The organism is Marinomonas posidonica IVIA-Po-181, assembly GCF_000214215.1.
GTDB lineage: Bacteria > Pseudomonadota > Gammaproteobacteria > Pseudomonadales > Marinomonadaceae > Marinomonas > Marinomonas posidonica.
This window is the reverse complement of sequence record NC_015559.1, coordinates 1-16,962: the sequence shown is the minus strand read 5'-3', so window position 1 is coordinate 16,962 and position 16,962 is coordinate 1. Positions and strand designations below refer to the sequence as shown.

Sequence of the window (16,962 nt, the reverse complement as noted above, 5' to 3'; positions counted from 1 at the left end):
TAAAACTGAATTGAAAATTGAATAAGAAACAGTAGAGCAATAGACGAGCTCTGCTAAGGCAAAATATGAAAATCATCATTATTGGAGCCGGTCAGGTTGGCGCGACTCTAGCAGAGAATCTAGCAAGCGAAGATAACGACATTACGGTCATTGATACTAATTCAAATCGCCTTAGAGAGCTACAAGACAGATTAGACATACAAACAGTAGAAGGCAGTGGCGCACACCCTGACGTTCTTAACCAAGCTGGCTGTAACGATGCTGATATGCTCATCGCAGTAAGTAATCAGGATGAAACCAATATGGTGGCCTGTCAGGTAGCGCATACCTTGTTCAAAACGCCGACTAAAATTGGTCGAGTACGCTCCAGCGCTTATTCACGCTACCCTGAACTCTTTTGCGATCAAGCCTTACCAATGGACGTTCGAATCAGTCCGGAAAAAGAAGTTACCAAACACCTTAGCCGTCTAATCCGATATCCTGGTGCATTACAGGTCATGGAATTTGCGGAGGGCAAAGTACAGTTGGTGGTTGTCAAAGCAGAAAAAGGTGGCCCACTGATTGACCAACCTATCAGTTTCTTGAAAGAGCACATGCCCTCTATTCAAACTCGTATTGCGGCAATTTATCGTGATGGCAAATCCATTTCACCTGACGGTAATACCCATATTCACGCCAATGATGAAGTATTCTTTTTGACCGCTCAACGAGATGTACTCGATGTGATGAGCGAACTGCGTCCACTGGACACCCCTTATCGACGCATCATTATTGCAGGCGGCGGTAACATAGGCGAACGCTTAGCACAAAGCCTCGAAAAAGAGTATCGCGTTAAGATCATTGAACGAGACCCAGAACGTTGTCGCTACTTATCTGAAACCTTGGACAATACCATAGTGTTGAATGGTGATGCTTCCAAACAAGAGCTGCTATTAGAAGAAAACATTGAATCTACAGATGTCTTTTGCGCGCTGACCAACAACGATGAAGCGAACATCATGTCTTCTATGTTGGCGAAAGTATTGGGGGTTCGAACCGTCATGACCATCATTAACAATCCCGCTTACGTGGACATAGTACAAGAGGGCATGATAGACATCGCCATTTCGCCTCAGCACACCACTATCAGCTCCTTGTTAAGCTACATTCGACGAGGCGATGTGGTCAATGTGCACTCGATGCGAAAAGGCGCCGCAGAGGCATTGGAAGCGGTCGCCCACGGGGACTATCGTTCTTCTAAAGTCGTCGGGCGCAGCATTGCCAATATTAATTTACCTGAAGGGGCGACCATAGGTGCCATCGTAAGAGAAGACGATGTGATCGTTGCCACCAGTGAATTGGTCATCCAAGCCGAAGATCACGTAATTATCTTCGTCACCAATAAGAAACAGATTCCAGCCGTCGAGCAACTGTTTCAGGTAGGCTTAAGCTTTTTCTAGTGTGCTCATTCTCATTGACCCTTGTCTAGGATACCGATTCTAGCCTTCGTCATCGCACACCACACATAACATTCAGCCGTTGTCTGGCAACGCATAAAGACGCCAGAGATTAGGACAAAGATATGCATTTTAAGGTCATCCTACGCGTTATTGGTTTATTGGTTATGGTTTTCAGTGTGTCACTGATTCCACCTATTATCGTCTCGCTAATCTATTCTGATGGCGTATTGATGGCTTTCTTATATGCGCTGGGCGTCAATCTAGTGGGTGGTTTTTTACTTTGGTTTCCAGTTAGAAAAGAACGGGGCGAGCTCAAGATACGTGATGGTTTTCTAGTCACCGTGTTATTTTGGTCTGTTCTAGGCCTATTCGGATCTGTACCTTTTTTCCTTGCCGAAACCCCTGATTTAACCTTTACCGATGCGTTATTCGAATCCATTTCAGGACTCACTACCACAGGAGCGACCATTCTTACTGGCATAGATGTTCTGCCCAAATCCATTCTGTTTTATCGTCAGTTGCTAACTTGGTTGGGTGGTATGGGTATCATCGTGCTGGCTGTGGCCATCATGCCAATGCTAGGCATTGGTGGTATGCAGTTATATCGAGCGGAAACTCCAGGTCCAGTAAAAGACACTAAGCTCACACCACGTATCGCCGAGACAGCAAAAGCCCTTTGGTATATTTATGCCACTTTAACGTCTGTGTGTGCCTTAGGGTATTGGATTGCTGGCATGAGTTTGTTTGATGCCATTTGTCATAGCTTCTCCACTGTAGCCATTGGGGGCTTCTCGACTCATGATGACAGCATAGGGTATTTCAATAGTGTCGCCATTGAGATGATATGTACCTTCTTCATGATAGTGTCAGCCTTTAACTTCGCATTGCACTTTTATGCATGGCGACATAAAAGCGTTTGGCATTACTTTAAAGACCCAGAAGCGCGTTTCTTTCTACTGATCCTCAGTTGTACAGTTATCTTGTCAACACTGGTTCTGGCCATGACAGCGACATTTGATTGGACAACATCCTTGCGATATGCCGTTTTTGAAAGTGTATCCATTGCCACCACATCAGGATTTGGTACGTCTGACTTTTCAGCGTGGCCTCACTTTTTACCCTTCTTATTGATTGTTACCTCCTTTGTCGGTGGCTGTGCCAGCTCAACCGGTGGTGGTATGAAGGTCATTCGTATTCTATTGATACTCAAGCAAGGAATACGTGAAATTCAACGCTTGATTCATCCTAATGCCGTCATTCCAGTTAAAGTCGGTGGAAAAGCCGTACAAGAACGTGTGGTCTCCGCGGTTTGGGGCTTCTTCTCAGCCTATCTCTTGGTCTATGTTATTTTGATGATAGGGCTTATGGCAACAGGATTGGATCAAGTGACGGCTTGGTCGGCGGTAGCAGCAACACTAAACAACCTAGGCCCGGGATTAGGGGAAGTGGCCAGCAGCTTCACCAGCATAGGCGACCCAGCTAAATGGATGTTGTGTTTTTCCATGCTATTAGGACGCTTAGAGGTCTTTACCTTATTGGTTCTGTTTACCCCTATGTTCTGGCAAAAATAAGGGCTTAAGCAGATGACCCCAGCAATTAACCAGTTAAAACAGCGTAAAATTGCTTTTACGCTGCATGAATACGAACACGACGCGCACTGTGAGAACTTTGGTGTAGAAGCGGCCATTAAGTTAAACCTCAATCCACAGGAGGTGTTTAAAACTTTATTGGTCACAGATGAGAAGCAGTTCTTCGTTGCCATTGTACCCGTCACCGGACAACTTAACCTGAAACGAGCCGCCACCGCCTTCGGTGTTAAAAAGCTGCAGATGGCCGAAGTAAAAGAAGCGGAACGATTAACGGGATATCTGGTGGGTGGCATTAGCCCTATTGGCCAAAAGAAAGCGTTAATCACCTGTATTGATGAGACAGCAAAAAACCTTCCCATTATCTATGTCAGCGGTGGCCAAAGAGGCTTGGACATAGGTATTGCCCCAAACGATCTCGCCAAACAATGCCGTCAAACAAACTTTGCTAACATTGCTCAACCTCACTGAACTTAGAACCATTAATTGATCATAAAAGAGACTCGTTATGACTCAAACCAAGCCCATCATCCTATTAGACAGAGATGGGGTGATAAACCAAGATTCTGATGCTTATGTAAAATCCGTCGAGGAATGGCTACCGATTCCAGGTAGCATCAAGTCCATCGCAGCTTTGTCAAAAGCAGGCTTCAAAGTGTTTGTCGTTACCAATCAATCTGGTATTGCTCGTGGCTATTATGATGAAGCGACTCTAAAAGCCATGCACGATAAGATGATGACATTAGTCGCAGCAGAAGGTGGGACCATTCAAGGCATTGAATATTGTCCTCATGGACCTGACGACAACTGTCGGTGCCGTAAGCCTAAAAGCGGCATGATAGAGAAGATAGAAACGCAGTTGGGCGTCAGCTTCGATAGCACGCCAGCTATCATGGTAGGGGACGCTTTGCGAGATTTAGAAGCGGGTCAGGCCAGAGGTTGTAAAACCGTATTGGTGCTCACTGGCAAAGGCCGACAAACCCAGTACAAAGACATCCCATTTGCTTTTGAAGTCTATACCGACTTAGCGGCCTTTAGTATTGCATTATTGCACAAGTATCAATAGCCAAAACAACAGAGAGTATGTAAGTAATCACATACTCTCTGTTCTAAAAAAATCATCTGGTCATGTTTGACAAACGGAACCAACTCAATGATATCAAAATCGCTAAACAAGCCAATAAATAGGGAAATGCCGACACCCCAAACAGTTCAATAATCGGCCCCGTTAGAGTGGGTGCTACTAACGCTCCTAAACCACAGCAAACAAACACCATCGCTGTTCGTTTACCATTTAAAGCCATGATGCTATTCGCATACGAAAACACCATGGGAAAGAAAGCAGAACAACCTAAACCGAGCCATAAAGCCACCAATACCAATGAAGCTTGCGTTAACAACATTACCAAAACCGCGGAAAAACTAACGAACAATAAGAAATTTACCCCTTGTTGAGGCGTAATAAATCTTAATAACGGCACAGATACTAAGCGTCCAAGTGATAGGCTAACAAAGAACCAGGTCACTAAAATCGCTGCCGTATTTTGCTCAACACCGGATAACACGGCATAAGTACTGATCCAACCAGCAATGGTAATTTCGAAGCCAACATACAGGAATATCACGGTCACAAAGGCAATAAAGGTCGCCTTTTGTTTAGTCTCAGGCACGACCTCTTGCGCTCTTGCTTCAAACGTGGGGCTCGGTTGACGCCACAACAATAAAGGCAAAAAGACAGCGTAGATGGCCACTAACCAATATCCAGCACCGTAACCTTGTCCTAACCATCCAGAAAACACCAAAATCAAAGGCGCCAACATAGAACCCGCACTATGGCATAAATGCAGCACAGTGACATATGAGCCCACTTTTTCTTTATGCAACCACAGCATCATCATGTTGCCACCCGCGTTGGCAGAGACTTCTGTCGCACCCAGCAGGAAGAACAAGACCACTAACATGGTTAAACTAGTGGAGAAGGGGACAAACAGCAACGCCATAATCATAATGGTCAGCATCAACACAATATAATGATGTCCTTGCCAGCGATCGTACATGCGGCCCGCTAACAAAGCGCCAAGAATATTGCCAATGGCCCTAGCGGTAAACACCACAGAAATTTCAGTCACACTGGCATCAATGAGATCCGCTAAGTAAATTAAGCTTGGTCCCAGTAAACCAGAAACCGCACCAATCGCTATGAACATAGCGCAATATAAGCTTGTACGGGGAAGTTCTTTCATCGCAGTTCATCCAAAAACATATTGATACGTCAGTCTATTCAATGACTCACAGAAGATTATTGTTGTTCACAATCTGCTGGATTTAATCATGCAAGCTGATTAAATCCTAGGGCTTTTCAAAACTCATTGGTAGCTGAGGATAGATCATTGGCAGCGCCTCTCAATTAGATGATAATAGTTATTATTTAATGTTGTGCCAGATGCCCATATGACAAACCAAGACAAGTTGAATCGCATTGAAAAGGTACTCGACTATATCCATGACCATTTAGATGAAACCATCCATGTGGCCGAATTAGCCGAGAAAAGCTGTTGGTCACGCTGGCAGTTTCAACGTGTCTTTGGTGAAGCCACTGGACTAACAGTGGCCCAATACACTCGAGAACTAAGACTTAGCCATGCTGCAGAGTTGCTTCTTTCCAGTCCGCAACGACATTTGGACATTGCGATACAATGTGGGTTTGATTCGGAAATCAGTTTTTCTCGCGCTTTTAAACAGATGTTCCACACCACACCAAGAGATTATCGCCAGCGGGGCGTACGCCAAGGTTTACGCACGCCTTTGCAATATCGACAAGCCAATCATAGAGTGGAAGCCCCCAAAGCCTTTACCCAGATTCGCATTGAAAACCGCAGCGCCTTTCAACTAAAAGCACAATCCGACTGGGTTTATGGGCCCTTTTCTAATCAACCGGACTTTCAATATAAGGTCAGAGAATTATGGCGCAAAGTCGACGGTGAGTTAGTTAAAAATAATTTAGAAGGGCAGCCTATTGGTGTCATTGATACGAAATTTTGTCCCCATCATCCTGAACAAATACACTATTGGGCTAGCTATCTCGAACAAACCATGCTGCCCGAAGATTACCCTACTCTAACTGTACCTGCTCAGGAATATGCTGTTATACCCGTTCACGGTAAAGTTCAGGCCATTGAAGAAGCCGTTCGTTGGTTTCTATTTTATTGGCTACCAGATTCTGACTACAACGGCGTATCTGGTTTTGAGCTGGAAATGTATCAATCCAACTATGATCCAGCCGACCCAAACAGTTATATGGAATATTGGCTTCCCATAGAATCGAGAAAGTAGAGCAAGAGTTATAACTTGCACCAAATCGTTAAGTTTTCCAAAGACGAGATCAATAGAATGAGAGTCATTCTCATAACTAACATTATTCTCGGAGCAACAATGAACTCGACTCAGTCATTTCGACCTACTTTGATCGCCCTGGCAATCGCCATTGCGACAGGTCAAGCCATCGCTGAAGATACTATTGATATTAATGACCTAAGCACCCTTGAAGTGAAGGGCCAAACCTATCGGAATACCGCCACAAAAACCCAGTTGGATGCAGAAGAAACACCGCAAGCCATCAGTATTATAGAATCAGAAACACTTGAAGAGCGTGGTGTAGAAAGCTTATCGGAAGCGGTTCGATATACAGCAGGCGTTCACAGTGAGCTTCGCGGTGGCTCAATCACACGCTTAGATTTATTCAACATTCGTGGTTTTGATAACACACTGGTTTACTACGACGGTTTACCTTTGCTATCTAACGGCAACAATTTACAAGCTCAAATCGATGCCAGTGCTGTTAGCCAAATAGAAGTATTCAAAGGACCTGCTTCTACTTTATATGGCAGCATGCCCCCTGGTGGTATGGTCAATATGATCAGCAAAGCTCCTCAAGTCACTAGCCAAAACTCTGTTGAAGTCACTGTAGGTAGTGACAATAAAAAAGAAGCTTCATTTGATTCAACTGGTTCCATCAGCGATGCCGTTAATTATCGATTAATCGGTCTTGTCCGTGATAAAGATGGTCAAGCAGATACTACTACAGAAGAGCGAGTTATGATTGCGCCTTCATTAGACATTAAAGTCAGTGAAGATACGCTTGTGAATCTCAATATGTACTATCAAAAGGACCCAAGTATGGGGACTTTTGGTGTACTACCTGGAGTAGGGACCATTTATGATAATGAATATGGGAAAGTGGATTCAGATACGTTTTTGGGTGATGTAGATTTCAATACATTCGAAAGAGAGTTTTTGATTTTAGGTTATAAAATTGACCATAAAATCAATGACACTTGGAGCTATTTGCAAAATGCTCGTTTTACCACTGCAGAGTCTTATCAAGAAATGGCTTATGCAACAGGTCTACAATCAGATAACCGCACAGCTAATCGATTCGCTTATATAACCGATGAAGAATCTGAAAGCTTCAGCATTGACAACCAATTTTCTGGTGTCTTTGACATAGGGAATGTAGAACACAATGTGCTTTTCGGAGTCGACTACTTACAGACCAAGTCAAACTTTAAATATAAGTATGCTACCGCGGTACCCACAATTGATTTGTACAACCCTGATAACAATCAATTTACGGCAAATGACTTAACTTTTGTTGATTATAGTGATCATGACTACGAAAGCTCGCAATTAGGTTTATATCTACAAGATCAAATGCGTTTTGATCAATTAATCTTGATTGCTGGAGGTCGGTATGACCAATATAAATACGACGAAAGTGGTTTGAACTATGGTTCTGAAGCAACTAGAGACGTAGATCAGACGCATTTTAGTGGTCGTCTAGGCACATTGTATGAATTCGAAAACGGTGTATCCCCTTTTATCAGTTATTCTCAAAGTTTCGAGCCTATCATTGATACTCGAAATTCAGGAGAAAACTACGACCCAACAACGTCTTCGCAGTGGGAAGCCGGCTTGAAATACAACGCAAATGGTTTTAATACCAGCTTGGCTGTCTACGAAATCACCAAAAACGATTATCTAACAACGGACCCAGATGATGTTTACAGTAAAACTCAAGTAGACGAAATTCGTTCTCGTGGTATTGAATTGGAAGTCCAAAAAGCGCTAACAGAAGAAATTAAACTATCAGTCGCCGCTAATGTACAGGATGTTGAAATTAATAAAGATGAAACTCGACTAAAAGGCACAACACCGATTCGTATCCCTGAAAAACAGCTCAGTACTTGGCTGTCTTACAAACCGGCATCCGGGAAACTGGTTGGAGCAAATTTAGGAGCGGGCATTCGTTATGTCGGAGAGATGCAAATGGATGCTGCTAATTCGGATACTATGCCATCCTATACTCTTGTTGATGTTTCGGTAGGCTATGATCTAGCGCAACTGTCACCTAACTGGAAAGGAGCAAGTATTCAATTGGCCATTTCAAATCTGCTTGATGAAACCTACTTCAGTTGCTACAGCACAACAACCTGCTGGTTCGGAGCAGACCGTTCTTTTGAACTAACAGGGCGTTATGAATTTTAATGAGGTTAAAACTAGATGGCATCTTATCTAGATGAGTTATTTCACACTGCTCGACATTTGATTCCCGTATTGGATGGTCAACGCCCCAACCAAATGCATCATTTAGAGACAGCCAAGACTCAAGCTGATTCCCCCGAGTCTTGGCCTGACACAGCAGAACTCATTGCTTCTCTTCATCACACGATCAGTAAGGCGCACCCGAAAACGGGTTCGCCTTACTGGCGTATTCGCAACTGGGGATTGCTTTGCTGGCAACCTATTTATTTAGCCCTAATCTGCGTTTATCACTTACGCGCCGTACCAAGTAACATCGCCACTATCAAACAAAAACAAGTGGGGGAAATGGTTTGCGGTTATCAACTGGCAGACGATCAATGGCTCGACCAAAGCTCACATGCGGCATTGATTGAACATCTAGGTCAGGGCTTACATTCGTTATTCCAATCCTATCAGTCAGAGCTGATTGCCCAGCAGGGTGGTCGTCCTATCCTTTATCAAGCCTTATTGGCTGATCAACTGATTGAAACCATGCTGTATCTACAAAGCTATGTGCAGCAACAAGATCAACAGAATCATAATCGCTTCAATTTAACAGCAGAATTTCATCTCTGGGCAGACATTTTAGCCTTACCCACCAAAGCCTTACAGCGATTACAAGAGGATCAAACAAGCCAAGCTCCCATGTTTGTTCGGCAAACCTGTTGTTTACATTTTCGTAGAGAAGAAGGTAATTTCTGCGCTTCTTGCCCTAAAAACAACAAGCCAAATAAGAAAAAACAAGCCTCAAAATAAAAGTAAGCACTTACTTTCTGGCTCAACTATAAAACAAGTTTTACCTTTTTATGAAAAATAACGGTTATTTTTATACTTACCTTTTTGTATGTACTTACTAAAAGTTTGTTAGTGATGTATTCTGCTTTTCATCAAGTTTAAACAACTACTCTATAGGAGATACATTATGATCTTAGTCACAGGTGCAACAGGTCAACTTGGTAACCTAATCGTTAACAACCTAATCAAACGCGGTACCCCTGCTAATCAAATCGTCGCTGCCGTTCGTTCACCAGAAAAAGCGCAAGCTCTTGCGGATCAAGGTGTAGTAGTGCGCAAAGCCGATTACTCAGACCCAGCATCATTAGACGCCGCGTTCGACGGTGTTAAACGCGTGATGTTAGTGTCTTCAAGTGAAGTAGGACAACGCTTTCCACAGCACAAAAATGTCATCCATGCGGCACAACAAGCCGGTGTTGAATTGTTGGCCTATACCAGCATCATGAGAGCTCAAGAGTCACCACTTGCCTTAGCGGAAGAACACATACAAACAGAAAAAGCCTTGATCGCATCCGGTATGCCTTTCGTGCTTCTGCGCAATGGCTGGTATTCAGAGAACTACACAGGGTCGATTGGTATGGCACTAGAACATGGTGCGGTATTAGGCAGTGCAGGAGAGGGCAAGTACGCCACCGCCACTCGTCAAGACTATGCGGAAGCCGCAGCTGTGGTCATCACAGCTGACAACCAAGCAGGTAAAATCTATGAGTTGGCCGGTGACCAAGCTTTCACTCTTGCGGAATACGCCGCCGCTATCAGTGAAGTGACGGGCAAAACGGTAGTTTACCAAGACCTTCCAGCCGAAGAGTACACTAATATCCTAGTCGGTACTGGCCTGCCAGAAGGCTTTGCAGGCATCCTTGCAGATTCAGATGTAGGTGCTTCAAAGGGCGCTCTGTACAGCGACAGCAAAGATCTAAGCACTTTAATTGGTCGTCCAACTACGCCTATCGTAGACAGCATTAAAGCCGCTCTTTAGACGTGCGTTGATAGCATGACGCTCCAACAAGCCCAATCCGTTTATGCGGGTTGGGCTTTTTTTGACACAAAAAAGGGCTAGACGAAACGTCTAGCCCTTTCGGGTTTTCATCGCATCAAATGTCGCTTACACGTCTAAGTTAGCGACCGTGAGCGCATTGTCTTGAATGAAGTTACGACGTGGTTCCACTTCGTCACCCATCAAGGTGGTGAACATCTGGTCAGCGGCCACCGCATCGTCGATGGTCACGCGTAACATTCGACGCGCATCTGGGTCCATGGTGGTTTCCCATAGCTGATCCGGGTTCATCTCTCCCAAACCCTTATAGCGTTGGATGGTCATGCCACGGGATGCTTCTTTCATTAACCAGGCTTTCATCTCTTCAATTTGAGTGACTGGCTGACGACGCTCACCACGCTGAATGTAAGACTCCTCGCCAAACAACTCTGCAATGGTTTCTGACATCGCCACAATGCGTTTGTATTCTGGCGAATTAAAGAACGCAGCTTCAAAACGATAACGATTCGACACACCATGAGACATGATGTCCACGACAGGTAAGTAAAGACTGCGCTCTTCGTCTTTCTCAACAGCAAAGTCAAAGCGGAAGCCTGTACGCGCATCTTGAGGCATTTGTTGGCGAATCTCTTCCACCCAAGCGGCCACAGCGGCTTCGTCTTTCAAATGCTCTTGCGTCAACTCTTTGCAGTACAGAAGTTTACCCATAACATCTTTTGGATACACACGAGCCAAACGATCAACGTCTTCTTCGATGTGAATGTAGTCACGTACCAATTTCGCTAGTGGCTCACCTTGGATACCAGGTGCATCAGCATTGACGTGCATATGTGCACCGTCTAACGCCACTTCAATCAAATGCTGATCAAGCGCCGCTTCATCTTTGATGTACTGCTCTTGCTTACCACGTTTAATCTTAAACAAAGGTGGTTGGGCAATGAAGATGTGGCCGCGCTCGATGATTTCAGGCATTTGACGGAAGAAAAAAGTCAGTAGCAAGGTACGAATATGTGATCCATCCACGTCGGCATCCGTCATGATCACGATGCTGTGATAACGCAGTTTGTCCGCATTAAATTCATCACGACCAATACCACAACCTAAGGCCGTGATTAAGGTGCCTACTTCAGCCGAAGACAACATCTTATCAAAACGGGCTTTTTCCACGTTCAAGATCTTACCTTTTAGTGGCAAGATGGCTTGGGTACGACGATCACGACCTTGCTTGGCCGAACCACCAGCGGAATCACCCTCCACTAGGTAGATTTCAGACAGAGCAGGGTCTTTCTCTTGGCAGTCAGCCAGCTTGCCAGGCAAACCAGCGATGTCGAGAGCCCCTTTACGTCGCGTCATATCACGTGCACGACGAGCCGCTTCACGAGCTCGCGCAGCATCAATCATCTTGTTAACAATGATTTTCGCTTCGTTTGGTTTCTCTAACAGGTATTCAGCGAAACGTTTCGCCATCTCTTGTTCTACCGCAGTTTTCACTTCCGAAGACACTAACTTGTCTTTGGTTTGCGAAGAGAACTTAGGATCAGGCACTTTCACCGACACAATGGCGGTCAAACCTTCACGAGAGTCATCACCTGTCGTCGCCACTTTTTGTTTCTTCGCCAAGCCTTCTGACTCAATGAAGCTATTCAAGGTACGGGTCAAGGCGCCACGGAAACCGGCAAGGTGAGTACCGCCGTCTCGTTGTGGAATGTTGTTGGTGTAACAGTAAATGTTTTCCTGAAAGCCTTCATTCCACTGTAATGCCACTTCCACCGCGATGCCATCTTCTAGGTCATCACGCTGACAGATAAAATGGAAAATGTCATTGATTGGCGTTTTGTTGGTGTTCAAATGCTCTACGAAAGAACGTAAGCCGCCTTCATAATTGAAAAACTCATCTTTACCACTGCGCTCATCTTTTAAATGAATCGCCACGCCAGAGTTCAAGAAAGATAATTCACGTAAACGCTTCGCTAGGATATCGTAGACAAATAAAATGTTGCTAAAGGTTTCTGCAGAAGGTTTAAAATGAACCGTTGTACCGGCACCATCCGTATCACCAACAATGGCGAGTGGTGCTTGCGGAACACCATGAACATAATTCTGCTCATAGATTTTGCCGTTTTTACGAATGGTTAATGTCAGGCTTTCCGATAGGGCGTTTACCACGGAGACACCCACGCCATGTAGACCACCTGAAACCTTGTAAGAGTTATCGTCAAACTTACCGCCAGCATGCAATACTGTCATGATGACTTCGGCCGCGGAAACGCCTTCTTCTTCGTGCATGTCGACAGGAATACCACGACCATTGTCCGAAACCGAAATGGATTCGTCTGGGTGGATTAGCACGGTAATGGTGTCACAATGACCCGCTAGGGCTTCATCGATGGAGTTATCAACCACCTCAAAGACCATGTGGTGTAAACCTGTCCCATCATCCGTGTCACCAATATACATACCGGGACGTTTACGAACGGCATCAAGCCCTTTGAGCACCTTGATACTGGACGAATCATAATTATTTTCACTCATTTAACTCTCCTGCAAACCTTTGCTCAATAATGACAACTCGCCTTGCTGCATAACAAACTGACGAACGTCTGTGCTGTCGGCCCAAGTAAAATCCGTTGTGTCAGGCTCAACACTGGTAATAAAAATTTGACTGTTCAACGACTCCAACAACTGACAAAGTTTTTGTCTATGTTGGCTATCGAGTTCAGCCGGTAAATCGTCCACTAAAAATACAAGGGGACGACCCATATCAATTAACAATTGCCCTTGGGCAATTTTCAACGCCGAGACCACAAGCTTTTGTTGGCCGCGTGACAGCGTGTCCAACGCATCTCCCGTCGCAGTCTTCACCCTTAAGTCGGCGCGCTGCGGGCCAGTATGGGTGTAACCCAGCTCGATATCTCGTTCACGTCCGGCTTCAACAGCCATTGATAATGTCTTTTGCGCATCCCAACCCTGAAAAAAGTGCAGGTCCACTTTGAGCGCATCCGTTAACAGGGATAATACTCGGTGAAATTGCGGCGTCAGCTTCTCAACATACGCTTTTCTCGACAGATTGACTTGCTCTCCCAGTCGGATCAATTCTTGATCGAAAGCGGACAACAAACTGGCTGAGATTTTACCACGTCTGAGCAAGGTATTCCGCTGTTTTAATGCTTTTTGCCACCCTCGCCAAGCAGAAATAAATTCATGATCAAAATGGAACGCTCCCCAGTCGATGAATTGTCGTCTAATACTTGGGGAACCCTCTAATAATCGGAACGCATCTGGGTTGATTAATTGCACCGGCAGACGTTCTGCCAACTCAATCACAGATTGCGCTCGTTGTCCTTGAATACGCACATCAATCTGTCCATCACGCTGACGCTGTAAACCCACTCGGGTGGTGCGGCCATCCGCTTGAGCAAGTTGAGCAAAGATCAAACACGCCTCATTATCATGCTGTATGTAGGTTTTATGTTTGTGACTGCGAAAAGATCGACCAAAGGATAGAAGATGAATGGCTTCTAAAACCGAGGTTTTACCACTGCCATTTTTCCCCACAATGAGATTTACTTGAGGCGATGGTTCAAAGCGCACACTAGAAAGGTTGCGAACATGAGAAATGTCCAAACGCACCAGCGGCATAATCGTTAAACCTTGATCGGGAGAGGAACGGCCCGCTTGCTGGCGCAAGCGGGTGAGTACGCTAAGATATCAATACGCTATTATAAGCGCATTGGCATCACAACATATTGTGCGGCATGACTCTGTGCTTCCTCAATCAAGGCACTGCTGTTGGAATCATTTAAGGATAAACGCACTTCTTGTGAGTCAACCACACCTAATACATCCAACAAATAACCAACATTGAAGCCCACTTCCATATTGTCGCCTTGGTATTGAACCAAAACCGACTCTTCGGCTTCTTCTTGCTCTGGGTTATTGGCAAAGACTTGCAACATGCCGTTAGATAAAATCAAACGCACACCACGATATTTTTCATTGGAAAGAATGGATGCTCGAAGGAAAACCTGACGCAATTCCAAACGATCGGCAATGACAATTTTTTCATTATTGCGTGGAATCACTCGATGATAATCTGGGAATTTACCATCCACTAATTTAGACGTGAAAACATAATCTGCCACTTTGGCACGGATGTGGTTCGTACCAATGGCAATTTCTACCAATTCATCAGTATCACTCAACAAACGGTTGAGCTCCAAGACACCTTTGCGCGGCACAATAACCTGCGTCAGATCACCACTAACTTGAGCGTCTTCTACCGCCGTCGCCAAACGGTGACCATCTGTTGCGACCACACGTAGTTGACCATCAGCCACTTCCAACAACATGCCATTTAGGTAATAACGAACATCTTGGTTAGCCATGGCAAAACCGGTGCGATCAATCAAACGACGAACACTGTTTTGCGCAATAGCAACGGTCAGGTCACCTTGCATGTCTTGGATATTCGGAAACTCATCTGCTGGCAAGGTCGACAAGCTAAAACGTGAACGTCCAGAACGAATCACGGCTTTTTGCTCATCCAAAGTGAATTCAATCACAGCGCTATCTGGCAAACTTTTACAAATGTCCATCAACTTACGAGCAGGTACCGTAATGCGACCTTCTTCGCACTCATCGAGTGGTACATGACCAACCAATTCGACTTCCAAATCGGAGCCCGTTAGCGTCAATATTTGGTCTTTAACTTCCACCAAAACATTGGCTAATACCGGCATGGTTTGTTTGCGTTCTACAACGCCAGCCACTAGTTGAAGTGGTTTGAGAAGTGTCTCGCGGACGACTGAAAATTTCATTATTTTCCTCGTAAACTCAAAGTCTTAGACCATTTAGGTGGTCAGAATTCGCATCAATTGTTTATAATCTTCACGGATATCCGAATCCGTATCTTGTAGCTCTTTAATCTTACGAATCGCATGCAACGCCGTGGTATGGTCACGACCGCCAAAGGCGTCACCAATTTCCGGCAAGCTGTGATTCGTTAATTCTTTCGCAAGTGACATGGCCACTTGTCGTGGACGTGCCACAGATCGACTGCGGCGCTTCGATAATAAATCACTGATTTTGATTTTATAATATTCCGCTACGATACGCTGGATATTATCAATGTTCACTAGCTTGTCTTGCAAGGCCAAAAGGTCTTTTAATGACTCACGAACAAAATCGGGAGTAATCGCTCGACCAGTGAAATGAGAGTTGGCAATGACTCGCTTCAATGCCCCTTCTAATTCACGTACATTAGAACGAATTTTCTGAGCAATAAAGAACGCCGAATCATAAGAAAGCTTGATGCCACTTTCATCCGCTTTACGCATCAGGATAGCCACACGAGTTTCTAACTCAGGAGGCTCAATAGCAACCGTTAGACCCCAGCCAAAGCGAGATTTCAATCGATCTTCTAAACCTTGGATTTCTTTCGGATAGCGATCACAAGTGAGGATCATTTGCTGGCCACCTTCTAATAAGGCGTTAAAAGTATGAAAGAACTCTTCTTGTGTACGATCTTTGCCGGCAAAGAATTGAATATCATCAATCAGCAAAGCATCAACCGAACGGTAGTAACGCTTAAAATCATTAATGGCATTAAGTTGTAACGCTTTAACCATATCCGCCACAAACCGCTCAGAATGCAGATACACTACTTTCGCGTTAGGGTTATGACGCATTAATTCGGTGCCTACGGCTTGCATTAAGTGGGTTTTACCGAGTCCCACACCACCGTAAATAAACAATGGGTTATAGGCACCACCCGGGTTTTCAGCAACTTGCAAAGCCGCTGCATGGGCTAATTGGTTCGACTTACCTTCAACAAAGTTATCGAACGTAAAGGAATTATTGAGGTTAGCGCCGTGGTTGATACCGCCTTCGACTTGCACCTTGCGCTTTGGCGGTGTCAGTGGCAATTGACCTTGTTCGTATGGCTCCGGATCTCCCTTTAAACCCGCTGTCGATAGGGTTAAAGGCGCTTCGAACTCCAAATCTGTATGCGGCGTGTCTTCTTCATCCATTAATCCAAAGCCAGGACGATAGCCTGATTCAGACACGGTCTCGGTATTAAACGAATTAACCGGTGGCTTTTGATGAATGGGCGGCGGTGGAGGTGTTGGGGCGGCTGTTGCAAAGCCTTGCGATTTAACCACCAAGCTTAACGCTGGCGCGGGATCATCACCTGCAAACTCAGATAATAGCTCTTTGATACGAGTTTGATACTTGTTACTCACCCAATCCAACACAAATCGATTAGGCGCACTTAAGCACAGCTCGCCACCGGTGAGCATTTCGGCTTCAAGTGGACGAATCCAAGTGTTGAACTGAGATGTGGAAAACTCACTCTGCAAGCGTTGCAGACACAGATTCCAATGCTCCAAAGACACTGTAAACGTACTCCCTGGTTGAGTGACAGACAAGAAGCGGATTTTACCTTGGATAAGTTGAGTTATCCACACATTAAATAAAAAAATCCTTGGTGGCGGCCGAGCGCGAATTTGTTAATAACAATAATAGTTATGCACACCGGTAGATAAAAATCATTTTATGTGCATAA

The 16,962-nt window shown here is 44.9% G+C and carries 13 protein-coding genes; 8 read left to right on the top strand and 5 right to left on the bottom strand.

Annotated elements, in window-relative coordinates; all coding sequences use genetic code 11:
* The first annotated feature begins 65 nt into the window (after positions 1–65).
* The 4 genes from trkA (at position 66) to gmhB (ending at position 4,091) form a co-directional block, all read left to right on the top strand.
* Entirely contained in the window at positions 66–1,439 is a 1,374-nt protein-coding gene (gene trkA, locus MAR181_RS00070; protein WP_013794559.1) for a Trk system potassium transporter TrkA, read from the top strand.
* Between the two features lie 122 nt (positions 1,440–1,561).
* Positions 1,562–3,010 carry a TrkH family potassium uptake protein gene (locus MAR181_RS00065; protein ID WP_013794558.1) on the top strand — a complete coding sequence of 483 codons (1,449 nt, stop codon included), beginning with the start codon at positions 1,562–1,564 and terminating at the stop codon, positions 3,008–3,010.
* Positions 3,011–3,022: 12 nt separating this feature from the next.
* Positions 3,023–3,496: a Cys-tRNA(Pro) deacylase gene (gene ybaK, locus MAR181_RS00060; protein ID WP_013794557.1), complete on the top strand. Its 474-nt coding sequence runs from the start codon at positions 3,023–3,025 to the stop codon at positions 3,494–3,496.
* A gap of 37 nt (positions 3,497–3,533) precedes the next feature.
* Entirely contained in the window at positions 3,534–4,091 is a 558-nt protein-coding gene (gene gmhB / locus MAR181_RS00055) for a D-glycero-beta-D-manno-heptose 1,7-bisphosphate 7-phosphatase (protein ID WP_013794556.1), read from the top strand.
* 52 nt (positions 4,092–4,143) lie between these two features.
* Here gmhB and MAR181_RS00050 read toward each other — a convergent pair whose 3' ends face one another.
* Positions 4,144–5,268, bottom strand: a complete 1,125-nt coding sequence (locus tag MAR181_RS00050; RefSeq protein WP_013794555.1) for an MFS transporter — start codon at positions 5,266–5,268, stop codon at positions 4,144–4,146.
* Between the two features lie 208 nt (positions 5,269–5,476).
* On the opposite strand from MAR181_RS00050, the gene MAR181_RS00045 reads away from it, so the two are divergent.
* The 4 genes from MAR181_RS00045 to MAR181_RS00030 all read left to right on the top strand — a co-directional run bounded on the left by MAR181_RS00045 (position 5,477) and on the right by MAR181_RS00030 (position 10,379).
* Positions 5,477–6,358: an AraC family transcriptional regulator gene (locus tag MAR181_RS00045; RefSeq protein ID WP_013794554.1), complete on the top strand. Its 882-nt coding sequence runs from the start codon at positions 5,477–5,479 to the stop codon at positions 6,356–6,358.
* A 99-nt stretch (positions 6,359–6,457) separates the two neighbouring features.
* Positions 6,458–8,569, top strand: a complete 2,112-nt coding sequence (locus tag MAR181_RS00040) for a TonB-dependent siderophore receptor (RefSeq protein ID WP_013794553.1) — start codon at positions 6,458–6,460, stop codon at positions 8,567–8,569.
* Positions 8,570–8,584: 15 nt separating this feature from the next.
* Entirely contained in the window at positions 8,585–9,361 is a 777-nt protein-coding gene (locus tag MAR181_RS00035) for a siderophore ferric iron reductase (protein ID WP_013794552.1), read from the top strand.
* A gap of 166 nt (positions 9,362–9,527) precedes the next feature.
* Positions 9,528–10,379 carry an SDR family oxidoreductase gene (locus MAR181_RS00030; protein ID WP_013794551.1) on the top strand — a complete coding sequence of 284 codons (852 nt, stop codon included), beginning with the start codon at positions 9,528–9,530 and terminating at the stop codon, positions 10,377–10,379.
* Positions 10,380–10,505: 126 nt separating this feature from the next.
* On the opposite strand, the gene gyrB is transcribed toward MAR181_RS00030, so the two are convergent.
* From gyrB to dnaA, 4 genes are all read right to left on the bottom strand, one after another.
* Positions 10,506–12,929, bottom strand: a complete 2,424-nt coding sequence (gene gyrB, locus MAR181_RS00025; RefSeq protein WP_013794550.1) for a DNA topoisomerase (ATP-hydrolyzing) subunit B — start codon at positions 12,927–12,929, stop codon at positions 10,506–10,508.
* Positions 12,930–14,036, bottom strand: coding sequence for a DNA replication/repair protein RecF (gene recF / locus MAR181_RS00020; RefSeq protein WP_013794549.1), 1,107 nt, complete (start codon positions 14,034–14,036; stop codon positions 12,930–12,932).
* Positions 14,037–14,116: 80 nt separating this feature from the next.
* A complete protein-coding gene (gene dnaN / locus MAR181_RS00015; RefSeq protein WP_013794548.1) occupies positions 14,117–15,214 on the bottom strand; it encodes a DNA polymerase III subunit beta in 1,098 nt (365 codons plus the stop codon).
* A gap of 33 nt (positions 15,215–15,247) precedes the next feature.
* A complete protein-coding gene (gene dnaA, locus MAR181_RS00010; RefSeq protein ID WP_013794547.1) occupies positions 15,248–16,792 on the bottom strand; it encodes a chromosomal replication initiator protein DnaA in 1,545 nt (514 codons plus the stop codon).
* Positions 16,793–16,962: the final 170 nt, after the last annotated feature.

Bases quoted from the DNA above. Each gene is read 5' to 3' on its own strand.
- trkA (WP_013794559.1), top strand. From the start codon at position 66: ATGAAAATCATCATTATTGGAGCCGGTCAGGTTGGCGCGACTCTAGCA.
- MAR181_RS00065 (WP_013794558.1), top strand. From the start codon at position 1,562: ATGCATTTTAAGGTCATCCTACGCGTTATTGGTTTATTGGTTATGGTT.
- ybaK (WP_013794557.1), top strand. From the start codon at position 3,023: ATGACCCCAGCAATTAACCAGTTAAAACAGCGTAAAATTGCTTTTACG.
- gmhB (WP_013794556.1), top strand. From the start codon at position 3,534: ATGACTCAAACCAAGCCCATCATCCTATTAGACAGAGATGGGGTGATA.
- MAR181_RS00050 (WP_013794555.1), bottom strand. From the start codon at position 5,268: ATGAAAGAACTTCCCCGTACAAGCTTATATTGCGCTATGTTCATAGCG.
- MAR181_RS00045 (WP_013794554.1), top strand. From the start codon at position 5,477: ATGACAAACCAAGACAAGTTGAATCGCATTGAAAAGGTACTCGACTAT.
- MAR181_RS00040 (WP_013794553.1), top strand. From the start codon at position 6,458: ATGAACTCGACTCAGTCATTTCGACCTACTTTGATCGCCCTGGCAATC.
- MAR181_RS00035 (WP_013794552.1), top strand. From the start codon at position 8,585: ATGGCATCTTATCTAGATGAGTTATTTCACACTGCTCGACATTTGATT.
- MAR181_RS00030 (WP_013794551.1), top strand. From the start codon at position 9,528: ATGATCTTAGTCACAGGTGCAACAGGTCAACTTGGTAACCTAATCGTT.
- gyrB (WP_013794550.1), bottom strand. From the start codon at position 12,929: ATGAGTGAAAATAATTATGATTCGTCCAGTATCAAGGTGCTCAAAGGG.
- recF (WP_013794549.1), bottom strand. From the start codon at position 14,036: ATGCCGCTGGTGCGTTTGGACATTTCTCATGTTCGCAACCTTTCTAGT.
- dnaN (WP_013794548.1), bottom strand. From the start codon at position 15,214: ATGAAATTTTCAGTCGTCCGCGAGACACTTCTCAAACCACTTCAACTA.